Raw genomic sequence first — 18,328 nt, forward strand, 5'->3', positions numbered from 1 at the left:
GCCCCAACTCCCGGACCCCCCTGCGCGACACGCCGTTACGCCGCAACCTGGGCCCCCGCCACCTCACCGCACGGACCCGCCTGGTCACCGCGACCAACGCCGAAAAATGCGAAAGTCGAGAGACGTCGATGAAATAGAATAGACGTCTACGACGGCTACTTCCCAAATAACGAGGCTAACGAAATGGCTGGGGCAACGGTCTCTCGCATGGATTTCGGGAATTACATGCGAGAGCTTCGCGTACGTGCGGGCGCGACCGCATTGGCGGCGGGAGTGCATCTCGAAGTGTCTCGTCAGACGATCATGCGGCTAGAGGAGGGCTTGCCGACAAAGCTCACTACTCCGCAGCTGCGAAGCCTGCTCGACCTTTACGCCGCGAGCGCCGAGGATGGCAGCGAAGCGCTCTCCCTGTGGCAAGAGGTCAGGGAACAGGACAAAACCGCCAAGGCTCAGGGCAATTCAAAGGGGTATTGGCAGGCCTACACCGATCAATTGGATACGCACTTTCCCCGGTACCTTCGTTTGGAAGCGGCAGCGGAGCGGCTCACTACCCACCAGTTGGTACTGATTCCGGGTTTGCTGCAAACCCCGGACTATCGACGAGCGATAGCGAAGATCGACAATCCCGAGTTGAGCATCGTCAACACCGAGCGGCGTGTCGAGTTGGCTGTGCGTCGGCAGACGAGACTGTACGACAACGACTTCTCGATGAAGTTCCTGCTCTCGGAGGCTGTCCTGCGGCACCAGCCGGGCGGTCCGTCGGTCATGGTGGACCAGCTTCGATCGCTCGCCGAAACGAGTGAACGTGTGAACGTCAGCATCCGCATCGTTCCTTTCGAGGTGGGTTCGCATCGTGGACTGAAGATCCAGTCCTTCACCATGTTGCAGTTCCCGCGTGGGACAAGTGGATTGGTGGTCCCGACGGTCGTCTACTTGGAAGGCGCGATCGGTGCGCTCTACCACGAGCGCCAAGACATCGTGGACCGCTATCGTGCGGCCGTATCGGCACTGGAAGCGGTAGCGTTGGATGAGCAGGACACCCGGAACATGGTGGTCCGAGTTGCTAGGGAGTACGCGGCATGACCGTCGATCTGTCCAACGCCAAGTGGTTCAAGTCTTCTCGATCCTCGACCGCCAGTGAGTGCGTCGAGATCGCCTTTGTCGGTCCGGGATCGGCATGCGTAGGGGTGCGAGATTCCAAAGAACCGACAGGCCCCGCCTTGGTATTCGCCGCAGATCAGTGGGACGCCTTCCTCGCCAGCGGCATCTGGAAGCCCTGAGCCGCAACGAAACTGCGGGAGCTCGCCCTTCGGGTTCGGTTCCGAGCACTGCCATGGATCAGTCGTCGAGTCGGTCTTCGCCGAAGGCGTCATCGATCTCGGCGCGTTCGTCGGCAGCGTCCGAACCACGGCCGATGCTACTGAGTAGCGCTGCGAGTTCCTCGGAAGTCATGGTCACCAAGCGTTTTCGGGGTCCAGCAGGTCGGCGGGGTCGATGGTGAAAGGAAACGGCGACTCGACTCGGAGGATTTCGCCTGCCTGGATTTTTGCCGGGCTGCCGTATGCGCCGTCGGCGAGCGTGTGGACGGCGATTTGTGGATGCGGCTCGAGGTCGATGATCCAGTACTGTGCGATGCCTGCGGCGGCATAGTCAAACCGTTTGTCGACCCGGTCGGCACCCACGGCGTCCTTACCTTTCGGGCTCTGAACCGACTTCGACAGGGTGGTTGGCTGGACCTCCGTAGCTCAGGGGCAGGCGTCTCGGGCGGCGGCGTAGCGGTCCTGGGTGGGCATGAAATCGTCGTCGGTTCCGAGGCCGAGTTTGGTCATCTGGGTGCTGAAAGCCTTTGCGGCCTTGGAGTATTCGGTCATCGCGGCGGAGAAGTCGGCCGGGGTGGGGTTTTTGGAGAGGGCGTCGTCGACCTTGGTGCCGGCGTTCTGCAGGGCGGTCGCGGCGTCGGTGATGGCCACGAGTGCGTCGCTGTGGGAGGCGTGCTCGTCGGCACGCTGGCTGACGACGCGGATCTTGTCGTTCACGTCCACCGCCGCGCCGAAGAACGCCGTGCACACCGCCTCCTCGCGGTCGGCGACCCGCGCGGAGCTGGCGGCGGCCGCGGAGCTGGAGGCGGCGGCGGCCGAGGAGCGATAGTCGATGACGTCGGCCTGGTTGGCTTCGGCCTGGCCGTCGATGGTGCTCAAGCAGCCCACCGCGATCAGTCCGGCGCCCACCGCCGCGGCCGCGCAGATCATTCCGAGAACACGACGCATCATCACGACCCTTTCGAAGAATCCGATGTGACGGGGACCTCGATTTGGCCTCTGATCAGCCCTTGTCTACACTAGACCGGTTGCTCGGGCACAGCTGTGTCCGCACGCGTCTCTCGCGTGTGGCGGTTGCCCGGGCGCAAGTGCTCAATCCGGTCGGGCAACCCCGGCTGGACCGCCCCTATTTGTCGTAGGCCCACGACCGCCCTTTGACGGTGCTGAATGGGAACCGCGGCGAGAGAGGTAACGGTCGAACATGACCATGACTGATCCCATCGCAGACTTCTTGACCCGTCTGCGCAACGCCAACTCGGCGTACCACGATCAGGTGAAGGCTCCGCACTCGAAGCTCAAGGTGAACATCGCCGAGATCCTCAAGCGCGAGGGCTACATCGCCGACTACCGCATCGAAGATGCCCAGGTCGGCAAGAACCTGATCGTCGACCTGAAGTACGGCCCCTCGCGTGAGCGCTCCCTCCAGGGCGTCCGCCGCGTGTCGAAGCCGGGTCTGCGGGTTTACGCGAAGTCCACCAACCTGCCCAAGGTGCTCGGCGGCCTCGGCGTGGCGATTATCTCCACGTCCTCCGGTCTGCTCACTGACCGTCAGGCCAAGCAGCAGGGCGTGGGCGGCGAAGTCCTCGCCTACGTCTGGTAAGGGAGGTAGAAACAATGTCGCGTATCGGTAAGAAGCCGATCCCGGTTCCCGCCGGCGTCGAGGTGACCATCGACGGCCAGAACGTGACGGTCAAGGGTTCCAAGGGCACCCTGTCCCACGTTGTCGCCGAGCCGATCACCGTCGCTCGCGCGGAGTCCGGTGAGCTCGAGGTCGTTCGCCCGAACGACGAGCGTCAGAACCGCTCGCTGCACGGCCTGACCCGCACCCTGATCAGCAACATGATCGAGGGTGTCACCAAGGGCTACGAGAAGAAGATGGAAATCTTCGGCGTCGGTTACCGTGTCGCCGCCAAGGGCTCGAACCTCGAGTTCGCCCTGGGCTACAGCCACCCGGTTCCGGTCGACGCCCCCGAGGGCATCACCTTCGCGGTGGAGTCCCCGACCAAGTTCTCGGTGTCCGGCATCGATAAGCAGAAGGTCGGCCAGATCGCCGCGGTGATCCACGGCCTGCGTAAGCCCGATCCGTACAAGGGCAAGGGCATCCGCTACGCCGGCGAGGTCGTTCGCCGCAAGGTCGGAAAGACGGGTAAGTAAGCCATGGCACAAACCGAAAAGCAGAAGCTCGCCCGCAAGCCGGTCGGTAAGGATGTCTCGACCGCGCGTCGTCTGTCGAAGACGCGTCGTCACTTCCGTCTGCGCAAGAAGGTCGTCGGCACCACCGAGCGTCCCCGCCTGGTGGTCAACCGCTCCTCGCGCCACCTGCACGCCCAGCTGATCGACGATTCCGCCGGCAAGACCATTGCCGCCGCGTCGACCATCGAGGCCGATGTGCGCGCGCTCGAGGGTGACAAGTCCGCCAAGGGCGCCAAGGTCGGCGAGCTCATCGCCGCCCGCGCCAAGGCCGCCGGCGTCGAGGCGGTCGTGTTCGACCGTGGTGGTCACGACTACCACGGCCGTATCGCGGCCCTCGCCGATGCCGCCCGTGAAGGTGGGCTGAAGTTCTGATGATCAACACTGCGAACGAAGGGAACGTCTGATGCCGGGACGTCAGCGGCGTGACGGCGGAAACAACGGTCCCGCCGGCCAGAATGGTGGCAACAACGACCGCGATCAGCGTGGTGGCGGCCGTGGCCGTCGCGACGACAATCGTCGGGACAATGCCGCCGAGAAGAACCAGCTCGAGCGCGTCGTCGCGATCAACCGCGTCTCCAAGGTCGTGAAGGGTGGTCGTCGCTTCAGCTTCACCGCCCTCGTGATCGTCGGTGACGGCAACGGTCTGGTCGGCGTCGGCTACGGCAAGGCCAAGGAAGTTCCCGCGGCCATCCAGAAGGGTGTCGAAGAGGCTCGCAAGAACTTCTTCCGCGTTCCGATGATCGGCTCCACGGTCACCCACCCGGTTCAGGGTGAGGCCGCGGCCGGTGTCGTCATGCTGCGTCCGGCTTCGCCCGGTACCGGTGTGATCGCCGGTGGCGCTTGCCGCGCCGTGCTGGAATGCGCGGGCATCCATGATGTTCTGGCCAAGTCGCTCGGTAGCGACAACGCCATCAACGTCGTGCACGCCACCGTTGCGGCTCTGAAGATGCTGCAGCGTCCGGAAGAGGTCGCGGCCCGTCGTGGTCTGCCCCTCGAGGACGTGGCCCCGGCCGGCATGCTGCGTGCGCGCGCGGGACAGGGAGTCTAGACATGGCACAGCTGAAAGTGACCCAGGTCAAGTCCAGCATCGGCGCCAAGGCGAATCAGCGCGAGTCGCTGCGCACCCTCGGGCTGCGCAAGATCCGCCAGACCACGGTGCGTGAGGACAATGCGCAGAACCGCGGCCTGATCAACGTCGTGCGCCACCTCGTTGTTGTAGAGGAGGTCTAAGCATGACCATCAAGTTGCACCACCTGCGTCCTGCCCCGGGCGCCAAGACCGAGAAGACCCGTGTGGGTCGCGGTGAGGGCTCCAAGGGCAAGACCGCGGGCCGCGGTACCAAGGGTACGAAGGCTCGCAAGCATGTCCCGGTCCGCTTCGAGGGCGGTCAGATGCCGATTCACATGCGTCTGCCCAAGCTCAAGGGCTTCACCAACCCGTTCCGCACCGAGTATCAGGTCGTGAACGTCGGTGACATCGCTCGCGTGTTCCCCGAGGGCGGCACCATCGGCAAGGCCGAGCTGGTCGCCAAGGGCCTGGTTCGCAAGAACGAGCTCGTGAAGGTGCTGGCCGAGGGCGAAATCGCCGTGGCCGTGCAGGTTTCGGCCGACAAGTTCTCCGGCTCCGCCAAGGAGAAGATCGTCGCTGCCGGTGGCACCGCCACCGAGCTGGCCTGACGGTAACCTGAAGTAGCAATGGCACCGGGCGAGTCGCGAGCTCGCCCGGTGTCGCTGTTAGAGTTCAAGTGTTGTCTGCCAACACCGTCATGGTTCTCGGCTTTTTGTGGCTAAGCAGCCCCATCGCTGAATCCGTGGCCTGACCCATGTCGTTAGCCAGGAGGATCTGTGCTTTCCGCCTTCGTGTCGGCTTTCCGGACCCCGGACTTACGGCGGAAGATTCTCTTCACGCTGGGACTGATCGCGCTCTACCGGCTCGGTGCGTCGCTGCCCTCGCCGGGCGTCAGTTACAAGAACGTTCAAGAGTGTGTGAAGTTGGTCAACGGCGGTGACTCCGCCGGTATCTACCAGCTCATCAACCTCTTCTCCGGCGGCGCTCTGCTGCAGCTCTCGGTGTTCGCGATCGGCATCATGCCCTACATCACGGCGAGCATCATTATCCAGCTGCTGACCGTCGTCATTCCGCGGTTCGAGGAACTCCGCAAGGAGGGCCAAGCGGGTCAGAACAAGATGACCCAGTACACGCGATATCTGTCCGTCGCGTTGGCCGTGCTGCAGTCGACCGGTCTGGTCGCGCTCGCCTCCCGCGGACAGCTGCTGCGCGGCTGCCCCAAGGCAATTCTTGACGACACCTCGATCTTCGGCATGATCATCATCGTGCTGGTCATGACCGCGGGCGCGGCCCTGGTCATGTGGTTCGGCGAGCAGATCACCGAACGCGGCATCGGTAACGGCATGTCGCTGTTGATCTTCGCGGGTATCGCCGCCCGTATCCCCTCCGAGGGCAAGATGATCTACGACAGCCGCGGCTGGATCACCACCGCACTGGTGGCGGGCGCCGCGCTCGTGGTCATCGTGGGTGTCATCTTCGTCGAGCAGGGCCAGCGCCGGATTCCGGTGCAGTACGCCAAGCGCGTGGTCGGCCGCAAGATGTACGGCGGGTCCTCGACGTATCTGCCGTTGAAGGTGAATCAGGCCGGTGTCATCCCGGTCATCTTCGCCTCGTCGCTGCTGTATCTGCCGAACCTGTTGGCGCAGTTGACCCAGAAGTCCTCGGGCAATCCGGCCAAGTGGCAGGAGTTGATCCAGAAGTATCTGGTCAATCCGAGCAATCCGGTCTACGTGTCGATCTACTTCGCGTTGATCGTGTTCTTCACCTACTTCTATGTCGCGATCACCTTCAATCCGGAGGAGCGCGCGGACGAGATGAAGAAGTTCGGCGGCTTCATTCCGGGGTATCGCCCGGGCAAGCCGACCGCGGATTACCTGAACTACGTCCTGAGCCGGATCACCCTCCCCGGCTCCATCTACCTCGGTGCTGTCGCTGTCTTGCCGAACCTGCTCCTCGGGATCGGGTCCTCCGGCGGTGTGACGAATCTGCCGTTCGGTGGTACCGCGGTGCTGATCATTGTGAGCGTCGGCCTCGATACCGTGAAACAGATCGAGAGCCAGTTGATGAACCGAAACTACGAAGGGTTCCTGAAGTGAGACTCGTACTGCTCGGACCGCCCGGTGCCGGTAAAGGCACCCAGGCCGAACTGTTGTCGGAAAAGCTCGGTGTTCCGCACATCTCCACCGGGAACCTCTTCCGCACCAACATCGCGGAGCAGACTCCGCTGGGTCGCGAGGCGCAGCAGTACCTCGACGCCGGCAACCTGGTCCCGTCGGACGTGACCAACCGCATGGTCGAGGCGCGCATCGCCGAGCCGGACGCCCTCAACGGCTTCATCCTGGACGGCTACCCGCGCACCGTGGATCAGGCCGAGGCGCTGGAGAAGATGCTCAAGGAGTCGGGCAAGGAGCTCGACGCCGTGCTGTCCTTCGTGGTCGACGAGGACGTGGTGGTCGAGCGCATGCTGGCCCGCGGCCGCGGCGACGACACCGAAGAGGTCATCCGCAACCGCATGCGCGTCTACCGCGAGGAGACCGAGCCGCTGCTCGAGCACTACGACGGCACCGTGGTGTCGGTCGAGGGCGTCGGCGAGATCGAAGAGGTCAACACGCGTGCGCTGAAGGCGCTGGGTCGCTGAATGGTCTTCGGCCGCAAGAGCAAGCGCGTGGTGCCCTTCCGCACCTCCGGTGAATTGGACGCCATGGCGGCGGCCGGCGCTATCGTCGGCCGCGCGCTGGTCGCGGTGCGCAACGCCGCCAAGCCCGGTGTCTCGACCTGGGAGCTGGACGAGGTGGCCGAGCAGGTCATCCGCGAAGCCAACGCCATTCCGTCGTTCAAGGGTTACCACGGGTTCCCGGGTTCGATCTGCTCGTCGGTGAACGACCGTGTGGTGCACGGCATCCCGTCCAAGGACGACGTTCTGTCCGAGGGCGACCTGGTTGCCGTCGACTGCGGTGCCATCCTCGACGGCTGGCACGGCGACTCGGCGTGGACCTTCGGCGTCGGCACCATCATCGAGGCCGACCGCCTGCTCTCCGAGGCGACCCGCCTGTCCATGGAGGCGGGCATCGCCGCCATGCTCCCCGGCAACCGCCTCTCGGACGTCTCGCACGCCATCGAGCAGGGTACCTACGCCGCGGAGAAGGAGCACGGCCGCAAATACGGCATCGTCTCCGGCTACGGCGGCCACGCCATCGGCCGCGAAATGCACATGGACCCCTTCCTCCCCAACGAGGGCGCCCCGGGCAAGGGCCCGGAGCTTCGCGTCGGCTCGGTGCTCGCCATCGAGCCCATGCTCACCCTCGGCACCACGGAAACCCATGAGCTGGACGACCATTGGACCGTCGTCACCGACGACGGCTCCCGTGCCGCCCACTGGGAGCACACGGTGGCGGTGACCGAGAACGGTCCCCGTATCCTCACTCTGCGCCCGGAGTAGTTCCCGCGCAACGCTTTCCGCACCCGCCTCGGTACCGCCGAGGCGGGTGCGGTCGTTTGCGGGCGGGGTTCATCGTGCCGCCGCGGTAATCCGAGTGGCGGGGGTTCGGGGCTGCCGTTACGGTTGGCCGCGAACGGGATCGAGGTAGGAGGGGGATGTGGCCGGTCTGGGTGTCGACGTGGGTAACGACCCGGAGTTGATGCGGAAAATCGGGGCGACGGCAGGGGAGTTCGCGCTCGGGGAGCATCGGACGTATCACCTGGCTCGGAAGATCGGGACTCGGCTGGACCTCTACGAGCACGGGGCCGTGGTGGTGCTGGGTGGGCAGCAGATTCGGGTGGTGCGCAACGACAGCGCGCGGGTGACGCAGAAGATCGTGCGGCACACCAGGAATGGGGTGCATACGGGGACCACGCATCACTATCGGGTGACCGATGTGCGCGGGGAGGAGATGCTGCTCACCGAGGCGGTGTGCTGTCCGGAGGAGTGGGGACCGCAGCTGGTGGAGGGGATCGCTGCGCGGCAGGCGGCGGGCGCGATCGAAACCCTGCGCGCGGGTGGGCGATTGGAGTTCGGGCCGTGGTGGCTGACCGCCACCCAGGCGGGGACGGTCAAGAAAACCTTTGCCCTGCAGGAGCTTCGAGGGTTCCGGGTGAAGTCGGGGCAGGTGATCATCGAGGCGGGTGAGGACACCCGGATCACGCACAGCATCGACAAGTTCCCGAATTTCGCGCTGTTCCAGTTCCTTTTGAAGCAGTTGGTGCCGGGCCTTCCCGAGTCGGCGGGCAAGGTGTTCAGCCGTAGTCTGGCCGTGCGCGGCTGGAATACCGCCTTCGCCGTCGTGGCCGTGATCGCGTTCATGATCGCGGGTGTGAGCAGCTGGCCGGTCGGCAGGACCGAACTGTGCGAGAAGTTCTCGGCGGTGCAGAAGGCCGGTATCGAGGTGACCGACCCGGTGAAGAACCTGCGCGACGCGGCCCGCAACTACCGCGGCGACCAGCAGTCCGCGGTCCGCGCCGACGGCGACAAGCTGGCGAAGTTCACCGGTTCCGGATTCCACTGGGTCAAGGAAACCGAACTCGACGACGCCACCCCCGCCATCCGCGGCGTCTGCAACGCGAACTCCTTCACGAGCCGGAAGTGATGCCATGAACCGCGATACCCGCAGCCTGATCACCGCCGCCTTCACCCTGCTGGTCGGCGTGCTGGCGCTGACGCTGACCACCAGTTGGTTCTGGCCCATCCTGATCCTGGTGCTGGGCGGCATCGGACTGACCGCCGCACTGGTGACCCCGGCCCGCGAATCCTGAGCACCGATCCACCGGGCGTGGCGTCCGGGAGCCGGACCCGTGGCCTGGTTCGATGGGGTAATGGCCGACAAGGTTGTTCTGATAACGGGCACTTCCACGGGAATCGGCCTGGCGGTCGCCGCCGCCGCGGTGCGGGCCGGATATCGGACCGTGGCGACGCTGCGCAATCCGGACAAGGCCGGTCCGGTCCGGGAAACCGGTGCGGACGTGCGGCAATTGGATGTGACCGACTCGAATTCGATCGCCGACTGCCTGGCGGGCGTGGCCGCCGACTACGGCCGCCTGGACGCCGTGGTCAACAATGCGGGAGTCTCGGTGCTGGGCACCGTGGAGCACCTGCCGATGGCGGATATCCGCCGCGCGATGGAGGTCAATTTCTTCGGCGTGGTCGAGGTGACCAAGGTGGCCATGCCGCTGCTGCGCGCCTCGAAGGGCCGCGTGGTGACGGTGACCAGCGTCGGCGGCGCGGTCGGGCAGCCGTTCAACGAGGCCTACTGTGCGGCGAAGTTCGCGGTGGAGGGTTTCATGCAGAGCCTGGAGCCGGTCGCCGCGACGGTCGGAGTCGGGGTCAGTGTCGTCGAACCGGGCGCGGTGACAACGGAATTCGTCAACAACGCGAAGATCGACATTCCCACCGCCGTCGCCGCCGCGGGCCCCTACGCCCCGGCCCTGGAGGCCTACATCAACCGCACACGCGGCGCGTACAGCACCGCCCAGACCGCCGACCAGGTGGCCGAGGTGGTCATGTCCGCCCTCACCGCGTATCCGATCGTCTTCCGCTGGCAGACCTCGGATTTCGCCCGCTCCTTCGTCGCCGACAGCCTGTCGGACCTCGACGGCTCCATCGTCGCGGGCCTGACCTCCAAGTGGGTCCGCTGAGGCCGCTCAGCCTTCGAGCAGGATGGTGACCGGGCCGTCGTTGACCAGTTCGACATGCATGTGCGCCCCGAAACGCCCGGTGGCGACGGTCGCGCCGAGTTCGCGCAGGGTGGCGGCGAAGGTGTCGACCAGCGGCTCGGCGACCGGGCCGGGTGCGGCCGCGTTCCAGGAGGGACGGCGGCCCTTGGCGGTGTCGGCGTAGAGCGTGAACTGGCTGATCACCAGGATCGGCGCGGACAGGTCGGCGGCGGAGCGCTCACCGTCGAGGATGCGCAGCCGGAACAGCTTGTCGGCCAGCGCCTTCGCGGTGGCTTCGGTGTCGGTATGGGTGACCCCGACCAAGGCCACCAGACCCTGCGCCGCACCGTGGGCGGCCGGATCGATCCGCCCGACCACCTCGCCGTCCACGCTCACCCGAGCCGACGTCACCCGCTGCACCAGTACCCGCATGATCATCGATCTTCGCAGATGGGTGCGCCGCGCCCGCGCAATGATCGGTGACCGAGCCCCCGTGCCCCGAATTTCCTTGTGCGCCATCGCGAGTTCATGACAGTAGGCTGTGCTGGCACGGATAGCTGACACTGGGCGGAGCGACGGAAGTTACCGATGGCACCTGACAACAAGACAACGCCCCCGGCGTGGGGCTCGACCTTGACTCCGCAGATCGCCGGGCACACGCTGCAGTTCGATCCGTCGGCCGCGCAGACCGGTATGAACGCGGCGGGCGATCTGGCGCGGGCGATGCGCGGGTTCAAGGACGCGGTGACCGCCCAGGGACTGACCTCGTTGCCGCAGATCGGGAATCAGAGGTCGGGCACGGCATTGTCGGCGGCCTTGAGCCGGCGCGGCACCGAGTTGATGAACGCGCTCGACGGCCACGTCAAGATTCTCGAGGCCATGGTGGAGACCTTCCGCTCGGCGGGCCAGAATTACCAGTACGCGGACGATATTTCCGCCGAGCAGCTCGAGAAGGCCGCCGTCACCACCGGCAAGCTGGGTGACTACAAGATCCAGGACGGATCCGCGGACGCGGGCCTGCCGAAGGCGGGATCTCGGCAGTTCGACTATTTCCTCGGTGAGGGCCTCGGCGACACCAAGCACAAGTTCCCCAAGGATCTCGAGGACTGGGCCAAGGATTCCAAGCATGCGAAGGACTCCATCTACATCGATTGGGAGACCGGGCAGGGCAAGGACTGGCAATGGCTGATCAACTTCCGTAATTCGCTGGATGCCGGTCCTTTCTTCTTCGCGGGTCAGGACTGGAAGACGTTGGCCGACAAGGTGCATTCGGGCGTCGCGGGGCTCGGCACCACGATCGAAGGGCTGAGCAACAGCTGGCACGGCGTGGGCGCCGAGTCGGCGCGGGCGGCGGTCCGGGATTACGCCAACAACACCCAGCCGCTCGTCGATGCCATGCACGCCATGAGTTCACTGCTCGACTTCACCTCTCGTTGGGTGCAGTACACGATGGAGCAGATGCCGATGCAGAAGGTGAGCGACGGCTGGTGCGACGACGAGCTCGGCAAGTACCGCAAGCGCTTCGACGACGACTATGTCGCCAACGGCAAGCAGACCCAGAACACGCTGCCGATCATTCCGGCGGCTCCGGTGGACAAGGCCCCGACTCCGGTCCCGACTCCCACCCCGACGCCGACGCCGACGCCGACCCCGACGCCGACGCCGACGCCGACCCCGACTCCTACTCCGACTCCGACGCCCACTCCCACGCCTACGCCGACGGCCGCCAAGCCCACTGGCCCCGGTGGTTCGAGTCAGACGCCGAGTGGCGATTCCAGCAGCCCCACGAGCCCCGGTGGCAAACCGAAGACACCCGAGGCGCCGAAGCTGCCGGAGCAGACGGACCCCAAAGGCACGAATCCGAACGGAACCAATCCCAACGGTACGAATCCGAACGGCGCGAATCCCTCCGGCACGAACCCGAATCCGACCGGTACCGGTTCCGGCGTCCCGCAGAGCACCGGCAACTCGAGCAGCTCGGGCCAGAACGGCTTGTCGACGCTCGCCAGCACGCTGAGCCAGCTGGTCAGCGCCGCCTCGACCGGCGTGCAAGGGCTGTCGACGCTGGCGACCACGCTGCAACAGCTGGATACCGCACTGCAGCAAGGGGATACGTCCAAGCTGGCGCAGCTGCTCGGTGTGTCGGAGGACAAGGTGACCGCCGCGCTCTCGCAGATTCAGCAGCAGCCGGACAAGCTGGCCGAGCTGTCACAGCTGCTCGGCCTGACCACCGACACCCCCGCGACCACGCCCGCGTCCACGGTGAACCCTGTCGCCACGGTCGCCTCCGCCGCCAGCCCGGTACCCGCGGGTGCGTCGGTGGCCCCGTTCGCGACCGGGCAGGCGCCGTCGTTCACCAACCTGTTCCGGAGTGGGCTGGCCGACCCGACCGTACAGCCGGTGGTGACCACCCCGGACGGCGGAATTGTCGCCGCGGCCGCGGGGGCGCCGACCGCGGGCGCGGAGGCCACCCCGGTCGATTTCGTGCGCGACCTGGCTGACACCCTCGAACGGCAGCAGTCGGTGGTCGGGGCGGTCGCGGCACAGCTCGAGGTTCCCGCGCGAGCGGTTCCGGTGGTGGAGCAGTGAACTGGGAGCTCACCGACGACGAGTTCAAGGTGTTGTGCAATCGGTACCTGGACGGCTGGTTGCCCGCCCCGCTCACCTACACCAGTCGAATCCAGACGATGGACGCGTACGACCGTGAACTGGATCGGGTGGAGGCCGGACTGCGCGACCGTCTCGACGTCGGCCTGAACCTGCCGTTCGAGACCCTCGCCAATCCCGAGGTGCTCGTCGTGTCCGGCGCCTGGTGCGACAACGATCTCGATAATCCGGACAAGCAGATTCGGATTCACGCTGCCCGGCGGGGCTGGCACGCGGTCATGATCGTCCAGCATCCGGGCGAAACCGCCTACCACAGTGCCGGATACACGCTCACCGAATGTGACCCGGACGCACTGTCCACCCTGATGGTCGAGCGGCTGCCCGCCACGGCGGCCGCGGCGGGGTCGCCGCTTCCCATGGTGTTCGACGCTCCGGAACAGGACCCCTACGAGATCCGGCAGGGTCTGGCCTTCGATTCCTTCGAGGACACGGCCGAGGCGGGTAGCCTCGCGTTCTGGAACAAGCCCGCCGAACGAACCGGCTTCCTGCGGGTGGTGCAGGGCCGTTCGATCTACGGTCCGCGCGGGCGGCTGATGACGACCGCGGTCTGGCGGGATGTGCCAGGCGAAGGCCGCTATCTCATCGAGGTGGACGAGCCCGAGATGCGTGCGGTGGGAGCGGATTCGGCCGTGCTCGCCGACAGCATCGATCGCCGCATGCAGCTGGTGCTCGACCACATGCAGGAGCGCGGGGAACTGCGGGTGTGACGGCGGCGGGCTGCGCGGTTCCCGCGCCGCCCGAATCGGCACTCTCCGTTAAGATTCCGGCTACTGGGCGGTTGCCGGGGGCTGTCAAGGTCAACATCATGAGCGGCAGTCGGCTGGAGTCGTACCATGATTTGCTGGTGACGGCCTCGCGGAAGACCGGTGAGGTGCACGACGGCATCCAGGGTGTGGTGGACCGTCTGGCGTCCGCCACTGCCGCGCTGGGGGATCCGTGGGGTTCCGACAGCCTGGGCAATCAGTTCGCCAATGGCGCACAGGGTTATCTGGCCCGCAAGAAGAACATTGTCGAGGGCGCCACGAATATGGCGGGCACCTTCGCGAACTTCTCGAAATCCCAGCATGATTCGGCCGTCGAGCTGGAGAAGATCGAGAAGGAGAACGCCGACGCGTTCCGGGGCGGGGCGCAGCGGTGACCAACGAGCAGGCCAAGAACGAACTCGCGGCCATCCTCGAGGGCTTCGCCGACGAGATGCGCACCATTACCCGGTTGCAGCGTGAGCGGGCGGCGCTGACCGCGTCGGCGACGGTGCGCGGTAAGCGGGTCACCGTCACGGTGAATGCGGACGGCACCGTCATCGAGACCCGATTCGGTTCCGGCATAGAGGATCTCGACTATCCGGAGATCGGCAAGGCGGTGACCGAGGCCGCCCAGCAGGCCGCTGCCGAGGTGGCGCGCCAGAGCCGCGATCTGATGGCTCCGGTATCGCAGAACCGGAACCGGCTGCCCAAGCTGGCCGACCTGGTGCCCGGAATGCCGGATCTCAGTGCGGAATTGGCGATTCCCGAGGCGCCGGTGGTCTCCACCGCGCCGCCGAAGTCGCCCGAACGGCTCGGCGGATTCCGGGAATCGACGACCGATACCGCGCAGCCGCGGCCGGGTGGAGCCACCGATTCCGGATGGTGATGCGAACTCGCCGGGCCGGGTAGCGGCGAATGGCGCTTTACCTGCCCCCGGAACTCGAATGGCTGGGCTGGCTCGTCGGGGTGGAATGGCCCGAGGGCAACGAAGACCACATGTGGGAGTTGGCGACCCATTGGTCGGACGCCGCCAAGGGGCTGCGCGGCCAGGTCTCGAAGATGGACGACGCCAAGTACGCGACGCTGTCGGCGTACGTGGACGGCGAGGGCCGCGACGCCATGGCCAAGGTCTTCGACACCATGGCCGGGGTCGGCGGTAAGCAGGACGGCAATACCTCGATCCTGGATCTGGCGGAGTTCTACGACCAGATCGCCGATTCGGTGCACGAGACCGGCACCGAGATCGAGTCGACCAAGCTCATGTTCTATTCGTCGCTGGCCATCCTGGCCTTCGAAATGATTGCGGCATGGGCCTTTCCGCCGACCGCACCGGCGGCGGAGGCGGCGGCGCAGGCGGCTACCCGGGTCGCGGTGCGCTTCATCGCCAGGCGGGCGATCGCGGCGATCGAGAGGCAGGTCGCCAAGCTGGTGGGTTCGACGCTGGCGAAATTCATGGTGCGGCACTTCCTGCTGGACGCGGGGCTGGGCGTGCTGCAGGAAGCGGGCATCGAGGAGTACCAGAAGACGGTCGGGCACCGGAAGGACCTGGACTGGGGCAAGATCGGTGTCACCGCGGTCGGCGCGGCCGCCGGCGGTATCGCGGGCGGCAAGGTCGGCAAGGCGCTGGGCGAGTACTTCGAGCACTCCGGGATGAACCACTACCTGACCGCCGCCATCACCGGCACCACCGCCGGATTGGCCGGTGGCGGTGCGGGATTCCTGGCCAGTACCGGCGCGCAGTTCGGCCTCGACGCGTATCAGCACGGGCTGGGCGACGCCTGGAAGAACACCGTCAACGCCTTCTCCCACTTCGACCCGCGCATGCTGACCGGTGGCATGGCGAACGGCGGCCTGGCCGGAATCAATCACACTGCCGCCCACAACTTCTGGGAGCCCCGCGTCGCCCGCATGAAGGCGGGCGTCTCGACCGACATGCCACATGTCGGCTCCCGTCCCGACATGGGCGCACCCGGCAACACCGGACACACGGGTGCCACGGACGTCGGCGGCGCGGGCGGATCGGACTCCGGGCATGCAGGCGGATCGGACACCGGCCGCGCGGGTGGCGGAGACACCGGGCATGCCGGTGGTGCGGACACCGGTGGACCACGCACTCACCCGGCCGGATTCAGCGGTGAGTCAGCGGATTCCACCGCCGGTACCCGATCGACCGGCGACGGCAGCACCCCGCACCCCCAGAGCCACGACGGCGGTGGGATCGGCGTGGACAGCCGCGGCAACTCCGGCCGCGATACGCCCACCGGCGAGCAACCAGCCGCCCCCGGCGAACACGGCCAATCCGGCACCTCACAGCCCGCGGCCCACGCCCCCGCCGACACCGGCGCGCCGAGCGATACGCACGGAACCCAGCCCCACGCGGGCACCCCCGACAATGCAGGCACCCCGGCCTCCGGCGTCCAGGCGGGCAAGCATGAAAACGCGGCCCCCGTAGCCGATTCCGCCGACCATGGCTCCGGCCCCGTCGTCCAGAACTCAGGCCCCGCAACCCAGTCTCCCACCGCCTCCGATTCGCGACCCGCAACCCAGGATTCGCGACCCACCGCTTCGGATTCGCGCCCGGCTACCTCGGATTCGCGCCCGGCTACCTCGGATTCGCGCTCAACTGGCTCGGATTCGCGTTCTGCCGGGTCGGATTCGCGCTCGACCGGATCTGATTCCCGTTCAACCGATTTTGATTCGCGTTCGGCGGGAGTGGAATCGGGCTCGGCGGAGCCCGAGTTGCATTCCGCGTCGGCCGATGAGTCGGGGTCGACAACTTCCGCTTCGGCGGATTCGGGTGCCCGCGACCAGTCCGCCACTGCGGCGCAGTCCGATTCGGGAACGAGTAGGTCCGGGGGAGCCGCCGATGCAGGCGCGAGCACAACCTCCGGCCCACACCCCGCCCAGGGCGGGCCCGCCGCGGCACCGCACGAGTCGCCCGCCGCGGCAGCCGCCCCTTCCGCCACTCCAGTCGATAGCCGAATGGCATTGTCCGCCAACGCAAATGGCCCCGCGCTCACCGCGAACGGCGGCGAGGCGTCCGCCGCCGCGGCGGCGCGCCCCGGCGTCCCGGCCGGCGCCCCGACGACAGGCACCCCGTCGGCCGCGCATGCCCAGCACGGCGGCCCGACTCCCGAATCCCGCACCGCGACCCCCGACACCCGCACCTCGCCCACGCGAGCCGGCGACGCCACGGGCACCCGCTCCGACGCCACCCGCCCGGAATCCGCACGCCCGCAATCCGGTACGGAAGCCCGCCCGCAACCCGGCGCGGAGCCCCGCCCGGCGCCCGCGGCCCACCCCCGTCCCACCGGCCCGGACACCACCCGCCCCGGCTCGGAGGCCGCTCGTCCGTCGGCTGAGGAACCGGCCGCCTCCCACGAATCCGCCGCTCCAAGCGAACTCGAGGGCTGCTCCGCAATATCCGAACCCATTGTGGATCAACGAGAGTCGGCCACCCCCGGCACCCCCGCTCCGCAATCCATAGATTCCCCCGCCACCCGCGAGAGCGCGTCCAACCCCACCGAGACCGGCAACCGCGCAGGTGAAGCACCCGCCGACCACCCCCCGGCCCACCACGAGCCGCCCGCACCCACCGAGACCACCCCACACGAGGCGGAACTCCCGGATTCGACCCACCCATCGGACGAATCCACCACCACATCAGGCGAATCCGATTCGCACCCCGAATCCACGCCCGCCCGCGCTGAGCCCCTTCCACGCGAGGAAGCCCCGTCGAGTGCCGAGGCGACGCCACGCAACGAGGCCGCCCCTCGCGACGAGACCGCTCTTCGCGGCGAGGTCACACTGCATGAGGACACCACCCCGCGTGAGGACGTCACGCCGCGCGATGAGACCGTGCCGCGCGAGGAAGTGGTGCCTCGTGACGAAGCCACCCTTCGCGATGAGACTGCGCCGCAAGACGAGTCAGCCCCGCGTGATGCGACGGCCCCGCGTGATGAGGGCCTTCCGCATGAGGAGGCCCCGCCGCGCGACGAGGCTGCGCCGCACGACGAATTCGTGCCTCGCGACGAGCCTCTGCCGCGTGACGAGGCCAGCCCGCGTGACGATACCGGGTCGCACGACGAGACTGCGCCGCGTGACGAAGCGATGCCGCGTGATGGGGTCGGGCTGGGCGATGAGGCCGGGTCGCGGTTGGGGGAGGCGCCGGTCGATTCCGAGGGGCGCGGGCGTGGTGATGAGGCGGTCGTGGATGGGGGGAACCGGCGGCCTGTTGAGGAATCCGTGCGGGAGCCGGGGGATCGGGCCGAAGGCGAACCGGTGCCTGTGGGTGATCGGTCGGAGCCGGTCGATGGGCGTGGTGCACCCGTTGAGGAGCGGGATGGGGGAGCCGGGGCGCCGGAGGACGGGCTGCTGATTGCGCCCGTTCCCGTTGGGGAGCACCCGGTTTCGCATGGCGGGGAGGGTGAGCGCGGGGCTTCCGGTGGGGAGCGGGGGCGCGAGGTCGGGGAGGGGCAGCGGGGCGGTGAGCGGCCCGTGCCGGTGGATCGACGCGGTGCGGGGGATCGAGCCGGTGAGCGGCGGGCGGGGGCGCCGGAGCGGGGCGATGGTGCGGTGGCGCATCCGGGTAGCGTGCGCTAGCCGGAGCACGACTCCGCCGCGGGGCCCGATCATGGTGGGCCACAGCAGGAGTCGGGCGATCCGCGGGCGGAGCGGTCGAATCGGGGTCGC

The 18,328-nt window shown here is 67.1% G+C and carries 22 protein-coding genes; 19 read left to right on the forward strand and 3 right to left on the reverse strand.

Annotation, left to right across the window (positions count from 1 at the left end; genetic code table 11):
- The first annotated feature begins 207 nt into the window (after positions 1 to 207).
- Positions 208 to 1,083 carry a helix-turn-helix domain-containing protein gene (locus NS2_RS10670; protein WP_071811605.1) on the forward strand — a complete coding sequence of 292 codons (876 nt, stop codon included), beginning with the start codon at positions 208 to 210 and terminating at the stop codon, positions 1,081 to 1,083.
- Positions 1,080 to 1,280, forward strand: coding sequence for a DUF397 domain-containing protein (locus NS2_RS10675; RefSeq protein WP_081985830.1), 201 nt, complete (start codon positions 1,080 to 1,082; stop codon positions 1,278 to 1,280). Before NS2_RS10670 ends, NS2_RS10675 begins: the two co-directional genes overlap by 4 nt.
- A gap of 174 nt (positions 1,281 to 1,454) precedes the next feature.
- Here the strand turns inward: NS2_RS10675 and NS2_RS10680 are convergent, their stop codons facing one another.
- Together NS2_RS10680 and NS2_RS10685 are read right to left on the reverse strand one after the other, a co-directional pair.
- On the reverse strand, positions 1,455 to 1,682 hold the full coding sequence (locus NS2_RS10680; RefSeq protein ID WP_052086278.1) for a Uma2 family endonuclease: 228 nt from the start codon (positions 1,680 to 1,682) through the stop codon (positions 1,455 to 1,457).
- A 63-nt stretch (positions 1,683 to 1,745) separates the two neighbouring features.
- Complete coding sequence (locus NS2_RS10685; RefSeq protein ID WP_145961784.1) at positions 1,746 to 2,267, reverse strand: hypothetical protein; 522 nt, start codon at positions 2,265 to 2,267, stop codon at positions 1,746 to 1,748.
- Positions 2,268 to 2,520: 253 nt separating this feature from the next.
- Between NS2_RS10685 and rpsH the strand changes: the two genes are divergently transcribed.
- The 12 genes from rpsH to NS2_RS10745 all read left to right on the forward strand — a co-directional run bounded on the left by rpsH (position 2,521) and on the right by NS2_RS10745 (position 10,208).
- Complete coding sequence (gene rpsH / locus NS2_RS10690; protein WP_033087354.1) at positions 2,521 to 2,919, forward strand: 30S ribosomal protein S8; 399 nt, start codon at positions 2,521 to 2,523, stop codon at positions 2,917 to 2,919.
- Between the two features lie 14 nt (positions 2,920 to 2,933).
- Positions 2,934 to 3,473 (forward strand): 50S ribosomal protein L6, encoded by a 540-nt coding sequence (gene rplF, locus NS2_RS10695; protein WP_033087353.1) that lies wholly within the window; start codon positions 2,934 to 2,936, stop codon positions 3,471 to 3,473.
- A gap of 3 nt (positions 3,474 to 3,476) precedes the next feature.
- Positions 3,477 to 3,884 carry a 50S ribosomal protein L18 gene (gene rplR, locus NS2_RS10700; RefSeq protein ID WP_033087352.1) on the forward strand — a complete coding sequence of 136 codons (408 nt, stop codon included), beginning with the start codon at positions 3,477 to 3,479 and terminating at the stop codon, positions 3,882 to 3,884.
- 31 nt (positions 3,885 to 3,915) lie between these two features.
- Positions 3,916 to 4,560: a 30S ribosomal protein S5 gene (rpsE, locus tag NS2_RS10705; RefSeq protein ID WP_033087351.1), complete on the forward strand. Its 645-nt coding sequence runs from the start codon at positions 3,916 to 3,918 to the stop codon at positions 4,558 to 4,560.
- A 2-nt stretch (positions 4,561 to 4,562) separates the two neighbouring features.
- The gene (rpmD, locus tag NS2_RS10710) at positions 4,563 to 4,742 is read left to right on the forward strand and encodes a 50S ribosomal protein L30 (RefSeq protein ID WP_033087350.1); all 180 of its coding nucleotides are present in this window, start codon (positions 4,563 to 4,565) and stop codon (positions 4,740 to 4,742) included.
- A 2-nt stretch (positions 4,743 to 4,744) separates the two neighbouring features.
- Entirely contained in the window at positions 4,745 to 5,188 is a 444-nt protein-coding gene (gene rplO / locus NS2_RS10715; protein ID WP_033087349.1) for a 50S ribosomal protein L15, read from the forward strand.
- A gap of 168 nt (positions 5,189 to 5,356) precedes the next feature.
- Positions 5,357 to 6,676 carry a preprotein translocase subunit SecY gene (secY, locus tag NS2_RS10720; protein WP_033087348.1) on the forward strand — a complete coding sequence of 440 codons (1,320 nt, stop codon included), beginning with the start codon at positions 5,357 to 5,359 and terminating at the stop codon, positions 6,674 to 6,676.
- Positions 6,673 to 7,218 (forward strand): adenylate kinase, encoded by a 546-nt coding sequence (locus tag NS2_RS10725; RefSeq protein ID WP_033087347.1) that lies wholly within the window; start codon positions 6,673 to 6,675, stop codon positions 7,216 to 7,218. The genes secY and NS2_RS10725 overlap by 4 nt, the downstream gene beginning before the upstream one ends.
- Positions 7,219 to 8,019: a type I methionyl aminopeptidase gene (gene map / locus NS2_RS10730; protein ID WP_033087346.1), complete on the forward strand. Its 801-nt coding sequence runs from the start codon at positions 7,219 to 7,221 to the stop codon at positions 8,017 to 8,019.
- Positions 8,020 to 8,176: 157 nt separating this feature from the next.
- Positions 8,177 to 9,163 carry a DUF6585 family protein gene (locus tag NS2_RS10735; RefSeq protein WP_147207149.1) on the forward strand — a complete coding sequence of 329 codons (987 nt, stop codon included), beginning with the start codon at positions 8,177 to 8,179 and terminating at the stop codon, positions 9,161 to 9,163.
- A 4-nt stretch (positions 9,164 to 9,167) separates the two neighbouring features.
- Positions 9,168 to 9,329 carry a DUF4175 domain-containing protein gene (locus NS2_RS10740; RefSeq protein ID WP_143161180.1) on the forward strand — a complete coding sequence of 54 codons (162 nt, stop codon included), beginning with the start codon at positions 9,168 to 9,170 and terminating at the stop codon, positions 9,327 to 9,329.
- 60 nt (positions 9,330 to 9,389) lie between these two features.
- Entirely contained in the window at positions 9,390 to 10,208 is an 819-nt protein-coding gene (locus tag NS2_RS10745) for an SDR family NAD(P)-dependent oxidoreductase (RefSeq protein ID WP_033087344.1), read from the forward strand.
- Between the two features lie 6 nt (positions 10,209 to 10,214).
- On the opposite strand, the gene dtd is transcribed toward NS2_RS10745, so the two are convergent.
- Positions 10,215 to 10,658 carry a D-aminoacyl-tRNA deacylase gene (gene dtd / locus NS2_RS10750; protein ID WP_033087343.1) on the reverse strand — a complete coding sequence of 148 codons (444 nt, stop codon included), beginning with the start codon at positions 10,656 to 10,658 and terminating at the stop codon, positions 10,215 to 10,217.
- 156 nt (positions 10,659 to 10,814) lie between these two features.
- Here dtd and NS2_RS10755 point away from each other — a divergent pair, with 156 nt between their 5' ends.
- The 5 genes from NS2_RS10755 (at position 10,815) to NS2_RS10775 (ending at position 18,238) form a co-directional block, all read left to right on the forward strand.
- Positions 10,815 to 12,815: a WXG100 family type VII secretion target gene (locus NS2_RS10755; protein WP_143161181.1), complete on the forward strand. Its 2,001-nt coding sequence runs from the start codon at positions 10,815 to 10,817 to the stop codon at positions 12,813 to 12,815.
- Positions 12,812 to 13,600: an ESX secretion-associated protein EspG gene (locus tag NS2_RS10760; RefSeq protein WP_033087341.1), complete on the forward strand. Its 789-nt coding sequence runs from the start codon at positions 12,812 to 12,814 to the stop codon at positions 13,598 to 13,600. The genes NS2_RS10755 and NS2_RS10760 overlap by 4 nt, the downstream gene beginning before the upstream one ends.
- A gap of 98 nt (positions 13,601 to 13,698) precedes the next feature.
- Positions 13,699 to 14,031, forward strand: a complete 333-nt coding sequence (locus tag NS2_RS10765) for a hypothetical protein (protein WP_143161182.1) — start codon at positions 13,699 to 13,701, stop codon at positions 14,029 to 14,031.
- The gene (locus NS2_RS10770; RefSeq protein WP_033087339.1) at positions 14,028 to 14,522 is read left to right on the forward strand and encodes a YbaB/EbfC family nucleoid-associated protein; all 495 of its coding nucleotides are present in this window, start codon (positions 14,028 to 14,030) and stop codon (positions 14,520 to 14,522) included. The genes NS2_RS10765 and NS2_RS10770 overlap by 4 nt, the downstream gene beginning before the upstream one ends.
- A gap of 29 nt (positions 14,523 to 14,551) precedes the next feature.
- Complete coding sequence (locus NS2_RS10775) at positions 14,552 to 18,238, forward strand: WXG100-like domain-containing protein (protein ID WP_033087338.1); 3,687 nt, start codon at positions 14,552 to 14,554, stop codon at positions 18,236 to 18,238.
- The last annotated feature ends 90 nt before the right edge of the window (positions 18,239 to 18,328 follow it).

It is taken from the genome of Nocardia seriolae NBRC 15557, from assembly GCF_007990715.1.
Taxonomy (GTDB): Bacteria; Actinomycetota; Actinomycetes; order Mycobacteriales; family Mycobacteriaceae; genus Nocardia; species Nocardia seriolae.